The organism is Modestobacter sp. VKM Ac-2982 (assembly GCF_026967935.1).
Classification (GTDB): Bacteria; Actinomycetota; Actinomycetes; order Mycobacteriales; family Geodermatophilaceae; genus Modestobacter.
This window is the reverse complement of record NZ_JAPVBL010000005.1, coordinates 211,331-226,776: the sequence shown is the minus strand read 5'-3', so window position 1 is coordinate 226,776 and position 15,446 is coordinate 211,331. Positions and strand designations below refer to the sequence as shown.

Annotated in this window: 18 protein-coding genes; 15 read left to right on the top strand and 3 right to left on the bottom strand. The window is 75.7% G+C overall.

The features are described from left to right. Positions 1-6: 6 nt before the first annotated feature. Both O2W20_RS18510 and O2W20_RS18505 read right to left on the bottom strand, forming a co-directional pair. Entirely contained in the window at positions 7-774 is a 768-nt protein-coding gene (locus O2W20_RS18510; protein ID WP_269171706.1) for an SDR family NAD(P)-dependent oxidoreductase, read from the bottom strand. Between the two features lie 16 nt (positions 775-790). Further along, positions 791-1,390 (bottom strand): nitroreductase family protein, encoded by a 600-nt coding sequence (locus tag O2W20_RS18505; protein WP_269171707.1) that lies wholly within the window; start codon positions 1,388-1,390, stop codon positions 791-793. A 127-nt stretch (positions 1,391-1,517) separates the two neighbouring features. Here O2W20_RS18505 and O2W20_RS18500 point away from each other — a divergent pair, with 127 nt between their 5' ends. From O2W20_RS18500 to hisF, 4 genes are all read left to right on the top strand, one after another. After that, positions 1,518-1,937 carry a phage holin family protein gene (locus tag O2W20_RS18500; RefSeq protein ID WP_269171708.1) on the top strand — a complete coding sequence of 140 codons (420 nt, stop codon included), beginning with the start codon at positions 1,518-1,520 and terminating at the stop codon, positions 1,935-1,937. Between the two features lie 66 nt (positions 1,938-2,003). After that, complete coding sequence (gene priA / locus O2W20_RS18495; RefSeq protein ID WP_269171709.1) at positions 2,004-2,735, top strand: bifunctional 1-(5-phosphoribosyl)-5-((5-phosphoribosylamino)methylideneamino)imidazole-4-carboxamide isomerase/phosphoribosylanthranilate isomerase PriA; 732 nt, start codon at positions 2,004-2,006, stop codon at positions 2,733-2,735. Next, a complete protein-coding gene (locus tag O2W20_RS18490) occupies positions 2,732-3,121 on the top strand; it encodes a RidA family protein (protein WP_269171710.1) in 390 nt (129 codons plus the stop codon). The genes priA and O2W20_RS18490 overlap by 4 nt, the downstream gene beginning before the upstream one ends. Next, positions 3,118-3,912, top strand: a complete 795-nt coding sequence (gene hisF, locus O2W20_RS18485) for an imidazole glycerol phosphate synthase subunit HisF (RefSeq protein ID WP_269156940.1) — start codon at positions 3,118-3,120, stop codon at positions 3,910-3,912. The genes O2W20_RS18490 and hisF overlap by 4 nt, the downstream gene beginning before the upstream one ends. Positions 3,913-3,927: 15 nt before the next feature. Here hisF and O2W20_RS18480 read toward each other — a convergent pair whose 3' ends face one another. Next, complete coding sequence (locus tag O2W20_RS18480) at positions 3,928-4,557, bottom strand: TIGR03085 family metal-binding protein (RefSeq protein ID WP_269171711.1); 630 nt, start codon at positions 4,555-4,557, stop codon at positions 3,928-3,930. 243 nt (positions 4,558-4,800) lie between these two features. Between O2W20_RS18480 and O2W20_RS18475 the strand changes: the two genes are divergently transcribed. From O2W20_RS18475 to trpC, 11 genes are all read left to right on the top strand, one after another. Further along, positions 4,801-6,549, top strand: coding sequence for an ABC transporter ATP-binding protein (locus O2W20_RS18475; RefSeq protein ID WP_269171712.1), 1,749 nt, complete (start codon positions 4,801-4,803; stop codon positions 6,547-6,549). Beyond that, a complete protein-coding gene (locus O2W20_RS18470; protein ID WP_269171713.1) occupies positions 6,546-8,354 on the top strand; it encodes an ABC transporter ATP-binding protein in 1,809 nt (602 codons plus the stop codon). The genes O2W20_RS18475 and O2W20_RS18470 overlap by 4 nt, the downstream gene beginning before the upstream one ends. Positions 8,355-8,451: 97 nt before the next feature. Then, entirely contained in the window at positions 8,452-8,877 is a 426-nt protein-coding gene (locus tag O2W20_RS18465; protein ID WP_269171714.1) for a hypothetical protein, read from the top strand. Between the two features lie 39 nt (positions 8,878-8,916). Then, positions 8,917-9,189: a hypothetical protein gene (locus tag O2W20_RS18460; RefSeq protein ID WP_269171715.1), complete on the top strand. Its 273-nt coding sequence runs from the start codon at positions 8,917-8,919 to the stop codon at positions 9,187-9,189. Continuing rightward, entirely contained in the window at positions 9,150-9,335 is a 186-nt protein-coding gene (locus O2W20_RS18455; protein ID WP_269171716.1) for a hypothetical protein, read from the top strand. The genes O2W20_RS18460 and O2W20_RS18455 overlap by 40 nt, the downstream gene beginning before the upstream one ends. Before the next feature lie 102 nt (positions 9,336-9,437). Further along, positions 9,438-11,093 carry an FAD-binding dehydrogenase gene (locus tag O2W20_RS18450; RefSeq protein ID WP_269171717.1) on the top strand — a complete coding sequence of 552 codons (1,656 nt, stop codon included), beginning with the start codon at positions 9,438-9,440 and terminating at the stop codon, positions 11,091-11,093. After that, entirely contained in the window at positions 11,090-11,806 is a 717-nt protein-coding gene (locus tag O2W20_RS18445; protein ID WP_269171718.1) for a hypothetical protein, read from the top strand. The genes O2W20_RS18450 and O2W20_RS18445 overlap by 4 nt, the downstream gene beginning before the upstream one ends. 80 nt (positions 11,807-11,886) lie before the next feature. Then, positions 11,887-12,261, top strand: coding sequence for a phosphoribosyl-AMP cyclohydrolase (hisI, locus tag O2W20_RS18440; protein ID WP_269171719.1), 375 nt, complete (start codon positions 11,887-11,889; stop codon positions 12,259-12,261). Further along, positions 12,258-13,763, top strand: coding sequence for an anthranilate synthase component I (locus O2W20_RS18435; protein WP_269171720.1), 1,506 nt, complete (start codon positions 12,258-12,260; stop codon positions 13,761-13,763). Before hisI ends, O2W20_RS18435 begins: the two co-directional genes overlap by 4 nt. After that, on the top strand, positions 13,760-14,419 hold the full coding sequence (locus tag O2W20_RS18430) for a TIGR02234 family membrane protein (RefSeq protein WP_269171721.1): 660 nt from the start codon (positions 13,760-13,762) through the stop codon (positions 14,417-14,419). Before O2W20_RS18435 ends, O2W20_RS18430 begins: the two co-directional genes overlap by 4 nt. 134 nt (positions 14,420-14,553) lie before the next feature. Beyond that, a complete protein-coding gene (gene trpC, locus O2W20_RS18425) occupies positions 14,554-15,363 on the top strand; it encodes an indole-3-glycerol phosphate synthase TrpC (RefSeq protein WP_269156929.1) in 810 nt (269 codons plus the stop codon). Positions 15,364-15,446 lie beyond the last annotated feature (83 nt).

Here is a 15,446-nt window from a genome sequence, read left to right as displayed (position 1 = left end):
TGCCGGTCAGCTGCGCAGGTAGCTCGCGCCGTTGACGTCGATGATCGTGCCGGTGGAGAAGCGGGCTCCCGGCGAGGCCAGCCACAGCACCGCCGAGGCGACCTCCTCCGGGTGGGCGACCCGGCCGTAGGGGGACTGCGCCCGGACGGCGTCCCCGCCGGGACCGTCGAGCACCTCGCGGGCCATCTCGGTCTGCACGAACCCCGGCGCCACGGTGCCCACCGAGATGCCGTGCGGGGCCAGCGCCAGGGCCATCGACTGGCCGAAGGCGTTCAGCCCGGCCTTGGACGCGCCGTACGCGGGGTTGGCCGGCTCACCGCGGAAGGCGCCCCGGCTGGAGACGTTGACCACCGCGCCGCCACCCGCGGCGATCAGGTGCGGCAGCGCGCGGAACGTCGCGTTGGCCGGGCCGACCAGGTTGACCGCCAGGGTGTGCTGCCAGGCCGCCTGCCACTCGTCGTACCCGGTCTCCAGCGGCGGGTGGGCGGTGAAGACGCCGGCGTTGTTGACCAGCACGTGCAGCCCGCCCAGCGCCGCGGCGGCCTCGTCGACCATCCGCCCGACGGCGTCGGGGTCGGTGAGGTCGGCCTGCACCAGCACGTGGCCGGTGCCGGGCAGCTCGGCCAGCACCTGCTCGGCGCGCTCACGGGAGCCGCCCCAGTGCACCGCGACCCGGTCGCCCTGGCCGGCGAACGCCAGGGCGATCGCACGGCCGATGCCGCGGGAGGCGCCGGTCACCAGGACGGCGCGGGAACTCGGGGTCTGCGTGGCCACGCAGGGAGTCAACCAGTCACCAGCTGCCCCGGTGCACGACCTCGTCCAGGCCCCGCCGGCCGCGCTTGAGCGACGGGGACCGCTTGTCCTCGGTGCCGGGCCAGCCCACCGAGACGCAGCCGATCGGGGTGTAGGCGGCCGGTACCCCGAAGGCCGCACGGAACGCGTCGACGCGCTCGGCCGGGACCCCGAAGAAGCAGGCGCCCAGCCCCTCGTCGACCGCGGTGAGCAGCATCAGCAGCGAGGCCATGCCGGTGTCGACGTCCCAGTAGGGCACCGGCCAGCGGGCCTCGTCACGGTCGGTCCAGCCCTTGTCGGACTCCGCGTAGCGCTCCAGGTAGGCGGCCTTGTGCGACAGCGGCACCACCAGCAGCGGTGCCCGGCGCATCCGGGTCAGCCAGCCGTCGGGCGCACCCGGGCCGGTGGTCGCCGTCCAGAATCGGTCGCGCTCCGCCGGCGTCTCCAGCACCAGGAACGCCCAGCCCTGGCTGAACCCGGCCGAGGGCGCCCGGATCGCGTGCTCGAGCAGCCGGTCCCGCACCTCCGGCGGCACCGGCCGGTCGGGGTCGTAGTCCCGCACCATCCGGCGGCGGCGGACGACGTCAGCGAACTCCACGGCACGACTCCATGCCGAGCACCCTGCCGCACACCCCCGACAGGTTGTCGGTGCCGCGGTCGGGTAGGAGCGCACCGCGGCCGCCGGGGACCTCCCGGCCGTCGCCACCGACGACCGAGGGGCAGCGATGACGACGAGCGGACGGGGGGCGCCGACCGGCGGCCTCGTGCAGAGCCTCCAGGGGAACGCGGCCTCGCTGGTGCGCCTGGAGCTCGATCGGGTGCGACAGGAGCTCACCGACAGCGCGCGCCGGGCCGGCCGTGCCTCGGCGCTGCTGGGCGGGGCCGGGCTGCTCGGCATGGTCACCGTGGGGACCTCGGTCGCCCTGGTGCTGCGGTCCCTGGACACCGTGCTGCCCCGCCCGGCCTCGGCCGCGCTGCTGAGCGGCGTCTGCGGAGCCGGCGCCGGGGCGCTCGCCGCGCTGGGCGTCGCCGAGCTGCGCCGGGCCAAGCCGTTCGTGTCGCAGGAGACGGTGCAGAGCCTCGAGGACGACGTGCGGGCAGCACGGCCCGGGGCGTCCGGGGGCACCGCGCCGCCGGCCGGCTGATCCGCCCGCCCCCGGCCGCTGGGTGGGCCGGATCCGGCTGTCGGCGGGCTTCCCTAGGCTGTGCCCGTGTCGAAGCTCCAGCTGCTCCCCGCCGTCGACGTCGCCGACGGCCTCGCCGTCCGCCTGGTCCAGGGGGAGGCCGGCAGCGAGACCTCCTACGGCGACCCGCTCGAGGCGGCGATGGCCTGGCAGCGCGACGGTGCCGAGTGGGTCCACCTGGTCGACCTGGACGCCGCCTTCGGGCGTGGCTCCAACCGGGAGCTGCTGGCCCGCGTGGTCGGCGAGCTCGACGTCGACGTCGAGCTCTCCGGTGGCATCCGGGACGACGAGTCCCTGGCGTCCGCGCTGGCCACCGGCTGCCGCCGGGTGAACCTGGGCACCGCCGCGCTGGAGTCCCCGGAGTGGTGCGCGCGGGCGATCGCCGAGCACGGCGACCGGGTCGCCGTCGGCCTGGACGTCCGCGGCACCCGGCTGGCCGCCCGCGGCTGGACCAAGGAGGGCGGGGAGCTGTACGAGACCCTCGCCCGGCTGGACGCCGAGGGGTGTGCCCGCTACGTCGTCACCGACATCACCAAGGACGGCACGCTGCGCGGCCCGAACCTCGAGCTGCTCCGCGAGGTCTGCGCGGCCACCTCGCGCCCGGTCGTCGCCTCCGGTGGGGTCAGCTCGCTGGCGGACATCCGCGCGCTGGCGGCCCTGACCGAGGTCGGCGTCGAGGGCGCGATCGTCGGCAAGGCCCTCTACGCCGGCCAGTTCACCCTGCCCGAGGCCCTGGCGCTGACGCAGGAGCTGGGGTGAGCGCTCGACGGCTGGGCTCCGGCGCCCCCTGGGAGGACGCGGTCGGTTACAGCCGGGTCGTCGCCCACGGCGACAGCGCCTGGGTGAGCGGGACGACGGCGACGGTCGACGGCGTCGTCGCGCACCCCGGTGACGCAGGCGCCCAGACCCGGGTGGCGCTCACCGGCGTGCAGCGCGCCCTGGAGCAGGCCGGTTTCGGCCTGGGCGACGTCGTCCGCACCCGGGTGTACGTCACCGACATCAGCCGCTGGGAGGAGGTCGGGCGGGTGCACGGGGAGTTCTTCCGCGACGTCCGGCCGGCCACCGCGATGGTGCAGGTGGCCGCCCTGATCGACCCGGCGATGCTGGTGGAGATCGAGGCAGACGCAGTCCGGGGTGCGGCGTGAGCCTGGCCGTGCGGGTGATCCCGTGCCTGGACGTCGACGCCGGCCGGGTGGTCAAGGGCGTCAACTTCGTCGACCTGGTCGACGCCGGCGACCCGGTGGAGATGGCCCGGGTCTACGACGCAGAGGGCGCCGACGAGCTGACGTTCCTGGACATCACTGCCAGCTCCGGTGACCGGGAGACGACCTACGACGTCGTCCGGCGCACGGCGGAGAGCGTCTTCATCCCGCTCACCGTCGGCGGCGGGGTGCGCAGCGTCGCCGACGTCGACCGGCTGCTGCGCAACGGCGCGGACAAGATCGCGGTGAACACCGCGGCGGTGACCCGGCCGGAGCTGATCGCCGAGATCGCGGACCGGTTCGGCAACCAGGTGCTCGTGCTGTCGCTGGACGCGCGCCGGGTGCGGGACGGCGTGCAGACCGACTCCGGCTTCGAGGTCACCACCCACGGTGGCCGGCGCGGCACCGGCCGGGACGCCGTCGAGTGGGTGGTGCAGGCCGCCCGGCTGGGGGTCGGTGAGGTTTTGCTGAACTCGATGGACGCCGACGGCACGCGCACCGGCTTCGACACCGACCTGATCGCCGCGGTGCGGCGCGAGGTCACCGTGCCGCTGATCGCCAGCGGGGGAGCGGGCGCGGTCGACCACTTCCCACCGGCGGTGGCGGCCGGCGCCGACGCGGTCCTGGCGGCCAGCGTCTTCCACTTCGGGCAGCTGCGGGTCGGCGACGTCAAGCAGGGGCTGGCGGCCGCCGGTGTGCAGGTCCGGCAGGAGACCGACCACCCACTGCGCTGACCGGCGGCCCCAGGGTCAGTCGACGGTGAGGTCCACGCAGGCGACCTCGCGGCGGCCGCTCACCCAGAGCAGCACCTCCAGCGGGGCACCGGTCACCGTGGTCGTCGGTTCTCCGTCGCGCAGCCGACGCTCGCTGCCCGCCGAGCCGTCGGGCACGTCGCTGCGCTGCACCAGCAGGCCGGCCGTCGGCCGCGGTGCGGCCCCGCCGCGGGCCAGCAACGGCACGCTCTTCCAGAGCTGGTCCTGCACCTGACGCGGCAGGTCGCGCGGCGCCCAGCCGGGCTGGGCCCGCCGGACGTCCTCGTGGTGGATGACCATCTCCGCGGTGTTGAGCAGCCGGTCCAGCACCGGCCAGGAGGTGGGCACCCAGGCCGGCGGCCCCGACCGGACGTCGGCGACCAGCCGGGCGAAGTCCTGCCGCTCCCGGGCCCGGCCGTGCACCCGGTCGGTCCACCGCGTGAACGGCCCACCCAGCACGAACCCGGGCATGGCGTCGGGGCGGCGGTCGCGCACGACGAGGTGGGCGGCCATGTCCTGGGTGGCCCAGCCCTCGCAGCAGGTGGGCTGGTCGGGCCCCAGCTGCTCCAGCAGGTCGGCCAGCGCGGCCCGCTCCGACTGCGACACGGGCACGGCGGAGGTCGGCACCAGCCGAGGCTATATCCGTTCCGCCACCCGCGGCCCGCCGGCGAGACCAGCCCGCGACCCGCACCTGGCCCCCGCGGCGTCCCGGCCACCGCCCGACCCGTCGTGGACTCCCGCCGATTCCGTTAGGGGGACTAAGGAGTGCGCGTAGGCTGGCGCCACCGACCGTTCGATCCCTGGAGGACCCCTGTGCCGCGCCGCAGAGACGCCGTCGTCCGGCGCGGGCTCCGTCACGTGCGCCGCGCCGTGCGCGAGCAACCGGGCATCTTCGCGCTGGCGTTCCTGGGCAGCAGCCTCTACGGCGGGATGACGGTCGCCAGCGCCTACGTCATCGGTGGGATCACCACCCGGGTGCTGCTGCCGGCCTTCGACGAGGGGGCCACCACCACCGCCGCGCTGACGGTGGCCGCCCTGGCGATCCTCGTCGTCGCCGTCCTGAAGATCGTCGGCATCATCGGCCGGCGGCTGTTCGCCGGGATGATGGCCTACCGGCTGCAGGCCGACTACCGCCGCCGGGTGACCGGTCAGTACCTCCGGTTGCCGCTGTCCTGGCACCAGCGGCACCCCACCGGGCAGCTGCTGTCCAACGCCAACTCCGACGTCGAGTCGGCCTGGTTCTTCGTCCAGCCGCTGCCCTTCGCCTGTGGCGCGCTGGTCATGGTCGCCATCACCAGCGTCGCGCTGGTGCTCACCGACCCGCTGCTCGCCGTGGTCGGGCTGGTCGTCTTCCCGTTGGTGTTCGTGATGAACGCCGTCTACAGCCAGGTCATGTCACCCCGGATGGCCCGGGCCCAGCAGCTGCGCGGTGAGGTGAGCGCGGTCGCCCACGAGAGCTTCGACGCGGCACTGGTCGTCAAGACGCTGGGCCGCGAGGCCAGTGAGACCAGCCGCTTCGCGGTCAAGGCCGACGAGCTGCGGGACGGGCTGATCGCGGTCGGCCGGGTCCGTGGCCTGTTCGACCCGATGATGGAGGCGCTGCCGAGCCTGGGCACTCTGGCGGTCCTGCTGATCGGTGCCCAGCGGGTCGCCGCCGGTGCCGCCGATGCCGGCGACCTGGTCTCCATCGCGTACCTGTTCATCCAGCTGGCGCTGCCGATCCGGGCCATCGGCTGGGTGCTGGCCGACCTGCCCCGGGCGATGGCCGGGTTCGACCGGGTGACCCCCGTGCTCGAGGCCACCGGGGAGATCCCACACGGGCCAGACGCGGCGCCCGCCGGCGACCAGGGCGCCGTGCTCGAACTGCAGGACGTCGACTTCCGGTACGCCGGCACCGCCCGCCCGACCCTGGACGGCGTCACCTTCGACGTCGCCGCCGGACGCACGCTCGCCGTCGTCGGCCCGACCGGCTCCGGCAAGTCCACCCTCGCCGGGCTGCTGGTGCGCCTGACCGACCCGGACTCCGGGGCGGTGCTGCTCGACGGGGTCGACCTGCGCACCCTCCGCGAGGGCCAGGTCAGCGACCAGGTGGCCTTCGTCGCCCAGACGACCTTCCTCTTCGACGACACCGTCCGTGACAACGTGACCCTGGGTGGGCCGTACTCCGACGAGCAGGTCCACGAGGCCCTGCGGATCGCCGCCGCCGACGACTTCGTCGCCCGGCTCCCCGACGGCCTGGACACCCGGGTCGGGGAGCGCGGCGCCAGCCTCTCCGGCGGGCAGCGGCAGCGGCTGGCGCTGGCCCGCGCCGTCGTCCGCCGTCCCCGGCTGCTGGTGATGGACGACGCGACCAGTGCGGTCGACCCGTCGGTGGAGGCCCGCATCCTGGACGCGCTGCGCGCGACCGACCGGCCGGCCACCGTCGTCGTGGTCGCCTACCGGCAGGCCACCATCGCGCTGGCCGACGAGGTGCTCTGGCTGGAGGCCGGCCGGCTGGTCGCCCGCGGCACGCACGCCGAGCTGCTCGCCCGGGTGCCCGGCTATGCCCGGCTGGTGCACGCCTACCAGCCCCCCGAACCCGGCCCCGTCGAGCGCGAGCCCGCGGGGGTGCCGGCGTGAGCGACCAGCCGGTGCTGGCCACCGACCGCCGGTCGGAGACCGCCACCGCGACCCTGCGCCGCGGCCTGCGGATGATGCCGGAGTTCCGCCAGGGGCTGCCCGCCACCTTCGCCCTGGCCCTGGTCGCCACCGCCGGCCGGGTGGTCGTCCCGATCGCCGTGCAGCAGACCATCGACCGGGGGCTGCGCGCGCCCGGTGGCCCGGACATCGAGCTGGTCCGCGACCTGGTCGCGATCTGCGCGGTCGTCGTGCTGATCACCAGCTTCGCCGTCTACCGGATGAACGTCCGGCTGTTCCGCACCACCGAGACGGCGCTGGCCGGTCTCCGGGTCCGGGCGTTCCGGCACGTGCACGACCTGTCGGTGCTGCACCAGCAGGGCCAGCGGCGGGGGTCGCTGGTCTCGCGGGTGACCAGCGACGTCGACCAGCTGTCGGTGTTCATGCAGTGGGGCGGGGTGCTCGGGCTGGTCAGCCTCGGCCAGCTCGTGGTGGCCACCGTCGTCATGGCGGTCTACTCCTGGCAGCTGACGCTGCTAGTGCTGATCTGTTTCATCCCGCTGGCCGTGGCGATCAAGTTCTTCGCCCGCCGCCTCGCCGAGGTCTACGGAGTGGTGCGGGAACGGGTCGGTGACGTGCTGGCCGCGGTGGGGGAGTCCGTCGTCGGTGCGCCGACGGTGCGGGCCTACGGCGTCCGCGCCCGCACGGCGGCCCGGCTCGACGGTGCCATCGACCGGCACTACCGCGCCTCGGTGCACGCGCAGAAGGTGACCGCCGGCGTCTACGTCAGCGGGGAGTTCGTCGCCGCCGTCGCCAACGCGGCGGTCGTCGTGGTCGGCGTGCTGCTCGGCATCGCCGGGGACATCAGCGCCGGCACCCTGGTCGCCTTCCTCTTCCTGGTCACGCTGTTCGTCGCGCCGGTGCAGACCGCCAGCGAGGTGCTCAACGAGGCACAGAACGCCGTCGCCGGGTTCCGCCGGGTCCTCGACGTGCTGGACACCGAGCCCGACGTCCAGGACCCCACCGACGGCCGGCCGCTGCCGGACGGGCCGCTGGACGTGCGCTTCGACGCCGTCTCCTTCGCCTACGGCGCGGGGGCCGCCAAGGCCCTGGACGGCGTCGACCTGACCATCGCCGCCCGGACCCGCATCGCGATCGTCGGGGAGACCGGGTCGGGCAAGACGACGTTCGCCAAGCTCGTCACTCGGCTGATGGACCCCACCGGAGGCCGGGTGCTGGTCGGTGGCGTGCCGCTGGACGAGGTGGCCTTCGCCTCGCTGCGCGAACGGGTCGTGATGGTGCCCCAGGACGGGTTCCTGTTCGACGCCTCGGTGGCCGACAACGTGCGCTACGGCCGGCCGGACCTGACCGACGCGGAGATCGTCGGCGCCTTCGACGAGCTCGGCCTGCGGGACTGGCTGGACGGCCTGCCCGACGGCGTCGGCACGCCGGTGGGCCAGCGCGGGGAGTCCCTGTCGGCGGGGGAGCGGCAGCTGGTCGCGGTGGCCCGCGCCTACGTGGCCGACCCCGACCTGCTGGTGCTCGACGAGGCGACCAGCGCGGTCGACCCGGCCACCGAGATGCGGCTGACCCGTGCGCTGGACGCGCTCACCGACGGGCGCACCACGCTGACCATCGCGCACCGGCTGTCCACCGCCGAGCGGGCCGACGAGATCCTGGTCGTCGACGCCGGCCGGGTGGTCCAGCGCGGCACCCACGCCCAGCTCGTGGACGCCGACGGGCCCTATGCGCGGCTGCACGCCTCCTGGCGGCGCAGCTCCGGCCGGCAGCCCGAACCCGCCGCCTGACCCGGCGCCGGGGGCAAGAGGGGCGGGTGGGGCGCCGACCCCGCCCGTCCGGCCGGCGGGCGGACCCGGACGGCGGCCGAGCCCCTACCGTGCGCCCGTGCACCCCGCTCCGGTCCGCCGCCGTCCGCCGCTGCCCGCCCTGGTCGCTGTGCTGGGAGCGGTGCTCACCGCCCTGCTGAGCGCCTTCTTCAGCGTCATCGCCCTGGCCTTCTCCAACGGTCAGTACGGCGACGGCGGCTGGCTGGTGATCGCCACGCCCGTGCTGCTCGCGGCCTGGCTGCTGACCGGCGCGCTGCTGCTGCTGATCGGCCGCTCCTGGCTGGCGCTGCTCGTGCCGGCCACCGTGGTGTTCGCCCTGGTCGTCTGGGGGACCGTCGCGGCCGGGCTCGGCTCGGACACCGACGGCTTCGTCGTCCTGCTCTGGGTGCTGCCGGCCGGCACCGCGGTGCTCGCCGGGCTCCCCGGCGTCCGCCGCTGGGTCACCGTCCGGCGGGGCGCCCGGTCGTCCACAGATCGCGGCTGACCGCCCCGTGCGCCGGCGGGCGCCCCTGGCGTCCTGAGGGTGCTCGAGACGGACGACCACGCCCCGACGACCGCGCTCCTCGCCGGCCTGGCGGGTGGGGTGAGCGCGGTCCCCCTCCTGTTCACGGCGCTGATCACCTACAGCTGCCCACCGGACCTCGACCCGGTCGAGCGGTGGTCCTGGCCGGTGCTGCTCGCGCTCGCGGTCGGGCACCTGGTCGGTGCCGCGCGGCTGACCCGGCGGCGGGCCACCGGCTGCTGGTGCGGGTCGCGGTGGCCACCCTGGTCGGCTGCCCGCTGCTGGTGGTGGTGAGCTCGGCAGGGGAGCTGGTGCCGGTGGGGGAGACGGTCGCCGCGCTGGCCGTCGTGCTGGCCGGTCCGCTGCCGGCCGTGCTGCTCGGGTCGTCGTCCGGTGCCCGGCGCTGGGCCGACCGGCCCGCCGGGGTCCCTCCCCGCTGACCACGCCGGCCGACCCGGGCGGGCGGTGCGCCCGACCCGCCTGGACGACTCGCACACGCCGGACCGCCCGGCCGGTGCCCCGGGCCAGCTAGCGTCCCCGGGGTGGGCAACGACGCTGACGTGATCGTGGTGGGAGCGGGGCTGGCCGGGCTGGTCGCCACCGCCGAGCTGGCCGACGCCGGGAAGCGGGTGCTGCTGCTGGACCAGGAACCGGCCGCCTCCCTCGGCGGGCAGGCGCACTGGTCCTTCGGCGGCCTGTTCCTCGTCGACAGCCCCGAGCAGCGAAGGCTGCGGGTGAAGGACTCCCTGGAGCTGGCCCGGCAGGACTGGCTGGGCACCGCGGGCTTCGACCGCGACGAGGACCACTGGCCCCGCCAGTGGGCCGAGGCCTACCTGCAGTTCGCCGCGGGGGAGAAGCGCGCCTGGCTGCGCGAGCAGGGCGTCCGGTTCTTCCCGGTCGTCGGCTGGGCCGAGCGCGGCGGGTACACCGCCACCGGGCACGGCAACTCCGTCCCCCGGTTCCACATCACCTGGGGCACCGGGCCCGGTGTGCTCGCCCCGTTCCTGCGCCGGGTCGCCGACGCCGCTGCCCGCGGGGTGGTCGAGGTCCGGCACCGGCACCGGGTCGACGGCCTGGTGGTCACCGGCGGCGCGGTCACCGGCGTGCGCGGCGCGGTCCTGGAGCCCAGTGACGTCGCGCGCGGCGTGGCCAGCTCCCGCACCGAGGTCGGCGAGTTCGAGTACGCGGCGCAGGCCGTCGTCGTCACCTCCGGCGGCATCGGCGGCAACCACGAGCTGGTGCGCAAGAACTGGCCGGCGCGGCTGGGCCCGGTGCCCAAGCGGCTGCTCTCCGGCGTCCCGGCGCACGTCGACGGCCGGATGCTGGAGATCGCCCAGGGTGCCGGCGGCCGGGTGGTCAACCCCGACCGGATGTGGCACTACACCGAGGGCGTCGCCAACTGGGACCCGATCTGGGCGCGGCACGGCATCCGGATCCTCCCCGGCCCCTCCTCGCTCTGGCTGGACGCGACCGGCTCCCGGCTGCCGGTGCCGCTGTTCCCCGGGTTCGACACCCTCGGCACGCTCGCGCACATCGGCACCACCGGGTACGAGCACACCTGGTTCCTGCTCACCCGGAAGATCGTGGAGAAGGAGTTCACCCTCTCCGGCTCCGAGCAGAACCCCGACCTGACGGGCAAGGACCTCAAGCTGCTGCTCACCCGGGTGCGCTCGGGTGCGGCGGCACCGGTGCAGGCGTTCCTGGACAAGGGCGAGGACTTCGTCGTCGAGCGCACCCTGCCCGAGCTGGTGGCCGGGATGAACCGGCTCACCGGCGACTCCCCGCACGTCGACCTGGCCACCGTGGAGCGCGAGGTCGTCGCCCGCGACCGGGAGATCGCCAACAACTTCACCAAGGACCTCCAGGTGACCGCGATGCGCCAGGCCCGCACGTTCCTCGGCGACAAGCTGATCCGGGTGGCTGCCCCGCACCGGCTGCTGGACCCCGATGCGGGGCCGCTGATCGCCGTCCGGCTCAACGTGCTCACCCGCAAGTCCCTCGGCGGGCTGGAGACCGACCTGTCGGGTCGGGTGCTGCGGGCCGGCGGCGAGCCGTTCCCCGGCCTGTACGCGGCCGGGGAGGTCGCCGGCTTCGGTGGCGGGGGCATGCACGGCTACCGCTCGCTGGAGGGCACCTTCCTCGGCGGCTGCCTGTTCTCCGGCCGGGTGGCCGGGCGGGCGCTGGCGGCGGCGCTGTGACCGCACCCGACTGGGACGCCGTGCCCTACACCGGCCCGCCGTCCTACCGGACCCCGCCGCCGCAGCCGGGGCACGGGCACCCGTCCCAGCCGGGACCGCCGCCGGGGTGGGGCCCGCCGCAGGAGTGGGCGGCTCCGCAGGGCTGGCCGCCGCCGCCGGGCTGGGGCCCGGCGGGCTGGGGTCCGCAGGCATGGGGGCCGCCGCCGTGGGGTCCGCCGGGAGCCTGGGGCGGGCCGCGGCGTCCGGCCCGGCCGGGCGCGGTGGTCGCTGCTGCGGTGCTGGCGTTCGTCTCCGCGGTGCTGGTGGTCCTCGGCACGATCTACGGCTTGGCGTTCAGCGCGCTGGTCAGCCTGGCCCGGGGGCCCTCGGCCGGCGTCGGCAGCTGGACGGCGCTGGCCCAGCTGGCCCTGGTGGCGCTGCTGGTCGTCGGGGGGCTGCGGCAGCTGAACGGCGACCGGCGGTGGCTGCTGGCTGCGGGCGCCGTCCAGGTCGCGCTCTGCCTGTACTGGGTGTTCGTGCTCGACGACCTCTCCTCGCGGACCGTCGGCGACGTCCTCGGCTTCGTGCCGCTGCTCTACCTCGCCCTGGCGGGGACGGCGGTCGGCCTCACCTTCCTGCCCGACGCCCGGGCGTGGGCCCGGCGGGCAGACCCGCCGGCACCAGCTCCGGGCCCGGAGCAGACGCCCGCAGGGGTGCACTGGCCCGACGCCTGACCGGCCGGTCCGCGCTCGCCTGACCGGCCGGTCAGCCAGGGCCTGACCGGCTGCGACGCACCGGGTGGGACGATCCCTGCATGTCCGCCCATGCCCCCGACACCGCCCTGGACCCCGCCGTGGCCGCGCTGCTCAGCCGCGACCCCGCCGGCCTCGTCGCCGCCGTCGTGCAGCAGCACGACACCGGTGAGGTGCTGATGGTCGCCTGGATGGACGACGAGGCGCTGCACCGCACGCTCACCACCGGACGGGCCACCTACTGGTCCCGGAGCCGGGGCGAGTACTGGGTCAAGGGCGAGACCTCCGGGCACCGGCAGTGGGTGCGCGACGTGCGGCTGGACTGCGACGGCGACGCCCTGCTGCTGCTGGTCGACCAGGAGGGCCCGGCCTGCCACACCGGCGAGCGCAGCTGCTTCCACCGCCCGCTGCCGGCCACGCCCGGAGCACCGGCATGAGCCTGCAGCTGGGGCGCACCAGCCCGACCCGCGCCGAGTTCGCCCACCTGGACGCCCCCGTCGTCCCGGTCACCCGCCGGTTGCTGGCCGACAGCGAGACCGCGGTGGGCATCTACCGCAAGCTGGCCGGCAACCGCCCGGGCACCGTGCTCCTGGAGTCCGCCGAGCAGGGCAAGCAGTGGTCCCGGTACAGCTTCGTCGGCGTCCGCAGCGCCGGGGTGCTGACCGAGGCCGACGGGAGGACGGCCTGGCTCGGGGACCCGCTGCCCGGGCTCACCGACGACCTGCCGGCCGACCCGCTGGCCGCCGTCCGGACCCTGGCCCGCCGGCTCCGCTCGCCGCGCACCCCCGGCCTGCCGCCGCTGACCGGCGGGCTGGTCGGCTACCTGGGCTACGACGTCGTCCGGCGGCTCGAGCGGCTGCCGCAGACCGCGGTCGACGACCTGGGCATGCCCGAGCTCGCGCTGATGCTCGTCACCGACCTGGCGGTGCTGGACCACACCGACGGCACCGTGCTCCTCATCGCGAACGTGCTGGGCGGCGCGCCGGGCGGCTACGACGACGCGGTCGGACGGCTGGACGCGATGGCCGCGGACCTGGCCGAGGCGGCACCCCCGGGCGTGGCGATGGTCGAGACCGCCGACGCACCGCCGGTGACCAGCAACATGGGGCCGGGGGAGTACGAGGCCGGCGTCGAGCGGGTGCGCGAGCACGTCCGCGCCGGCGACGTCTTCCAGACCGTGCTGGCCCAGCGCTTCGAGCTGGCCACCGCCGTCGACGCCCTCGACCTCTACCGGGTGCTGCGGGCCACCAACCCCTCGCCGTACATGTACCTGCTGCGCTTCGCCGGCCGGCAGTCGCCGTTCGACGTGGTCGGCTCCTCCCCGGAGGCGCTGGTCACCGTGACCGGGAGCAGGGCCGTGGTGCACCCGCCGGCCGGCACCCGTCCCCGCGGCTCGACCCCGGAGGACGACGTCCGGCTCACCGAGGAGCTGCTGGCGGACCCCAAGGAGCGGGCCGAGCACGTCATGCTCGTCGACCTGGCCCGCAACGACCTGGGCCGGGTGTGCGAGCCGGGCACCGTCGAGGTGGCCGACTTCATGCGGGTGGAGCGGTACAGCCACGTCATGCACCTGGTCTCGACCGTCGCCGGTCAAGTGACCGCCGACCGGGACGCGCTGGACGTGTTCGACGCGACCTTCCCGGCCGGCACCGTCTCCGGCGCGCCCAAGCCGCGGGCGATGGAGGTCATCGAGTCCCTGGAGCCGACCCGCCGGGCGCTCTACGCCGGCACGGTCGGCTACGTCGACGCCAGCGGTGACATGGACATGGCGATCGCCATCCGCACCGCGGTGCTGCACGACGGGCGGGCGTACGTGCAGGCGGGCGCCGGCGTCGTGGCCGACAGCGACCCGGCCACCGAGGAGGCCGAGACCCGGCACAAGGCCCGTGCCGTGCTGTCGGCGATCGCCACCGCGGAGGGGTTGCGGGAGCTGCCGTGAGCCACCCCGCGCCCTCGGCGCCGGCTCCGGCCACCGGCCGGGGACGGCGGGAGCTCACCGTCGCGGTCCTGCTGTGCGCGCTGTCCGGGGGGCTGGCGCTGTCGGCGTCGGGGGAGCCGTGGGCCGACGTCACGATCGTGCGTGAACCGCCGCTGCCACCGACGGCGGAGGTGCTGACCGGCAGCCAGGCCGCCCCGCTGGTCGCCGCCTGCGGGTTGCTGCTGCTCGCCGCCGCGCTCGCGGTCATCGCCGTCCGCGGGGCCGGCCGCGTCGTGGTCGGCCTGCTCGTCGCGGCGTCCGGGGGGGTGCTCGGCTGGTCCGGCCTGCGGGCGGTCACCGGCTCGCTGGACCTCGGCGGTGCCGGCGTCACGTCGGGGATCGGGCTGGGGCAGGCCGAGGTGACCGTCGATCCCGTGACCACCTGGCCGGCGGTGGCCCTCGTCGCCGGCGTCCTCGGCGTGCTGGCCGGGGCCCTGGTGGTGCTCCGCGGCCGGGAGTGGCCGGGCATGGGGCGTCGCTACGAGCGCACCGGACAGCCGGCGGAGACGGCACCGGCGCCGGCCCGCCCGACCCGTCCCGCCCGTCCGGAGACCGACGAGGACCGGCACCAGGCGGCCTGGAAGGCGCTGGACCGGGGAGACGACCCGACAGTCTGAACAGGGACCAGCCCGGTGCGGTCCACCGGCCCCCCGGGACGGAACCGGACCCGACCCGTCTCTAGAGTGATCCGCGCGGTCCGAGTGGTGGGGGCCGGTCCGGTGCCACATCCTGAGAGGTCCGAGGAGGGGTCATGAGCGTCCTCGACGAGATCGTCGCCGGCGTCCGCGAGGACGTCGCCGCCCGTCAGGCCACCACCCCGCTGACCGAGGTGCAGGCCGCGGCCCGCGACGCCCGGCCCGCCCTGGACGCCCTGGCCGCGCTGCGCGCGCCGGGCGTCGGAGTGATCGCCGAGGTCAAGCGGCGCAGCCCGAGCAAGGGCGACCTCGCCGCGATCGCCGACCCGGCCGCGCTCGCCGCGCAGTACGCCGCCGGCGGCGCCCGGGCGATCAGCGTGCTCACCGAGGGGCGCCGGTTCGGCGGGTCGCACGCCGACCTGGCCGCCGTCCGCGCCGCCGTCGAGGTCCCGGTGCTGAACAAGGACTTCGTGGTCAGCAGCTACCAGGTGCACGAGGCCCGGGCGCACGGGGCGGACCTCGTGCTGCTCATCGTGGCCGCGCTCGACCAGCCGGTGCTGATCGGCCTGCTCGAGCGGATCGAGTCCCTGGGCATGACCGCCCTGGTCGAGGTGCACAGCGAGGGCGAGGCCGACCGTGCCCTCGCCGCGGGCGCGTCGGTGATCGGCGTCAACGCCCGCGACCTGACCACCCTGTCGGTCGACCGCTCCACCTTCGAGCGGATCGCCCCGGGGTTGCCCAGCGAGGTCGTCAAGATCGCCGAGTCCGGGGTGCGTGGCCCGCACGACCTGATCAGCTACGCCGGCGCAGGTGCCGACGCGGTGCTGGTCGGCGAGGGCCTGGTCACCGCGGGCGACCCGCGGCAGGCGGTCGCCGACCTGGTCACCGCCGGCTCCCACCCGGCGACCCCGCGCACCGCCCGTTAGTCAGGCCCCCGTCCCGAGGCTCGCCCGAGCCTGCGAGGGACGAGGAGGACGGGGTCCTTCTTCTGCCCCCCACCGCTCGCAAG

Coding starts and splice junctions, on each gene's coding strand:
- O2W20_RS18500 (WP_269171708.1), top strand. CDS start 1,518: ATGACGACGAGCGGACGGGGGGCGCCGACCGGCGGCCTCGTGCAGAGC.
- trpC (WP_269156929.1), top strand. CDS start 14,554: ATGAGCGTCCTCGACGAGATCGTCGCCGGCGTCCGCGAGGACGTCGCC.
- hisI (WP_269171719.1), top strand. CDS start 11,887: ATGTCCGCCCATGCCCCCGACACCGCCCTGGACCCCGCCGTGGCCGCG.
- O2W20_RS18435 (WP_269171720.1), top strand. CDS start 12,258: ATGAGCCTGCAGCTGGGGCGCACCAGCCCGACCCGCGCCGAGTTCGCC.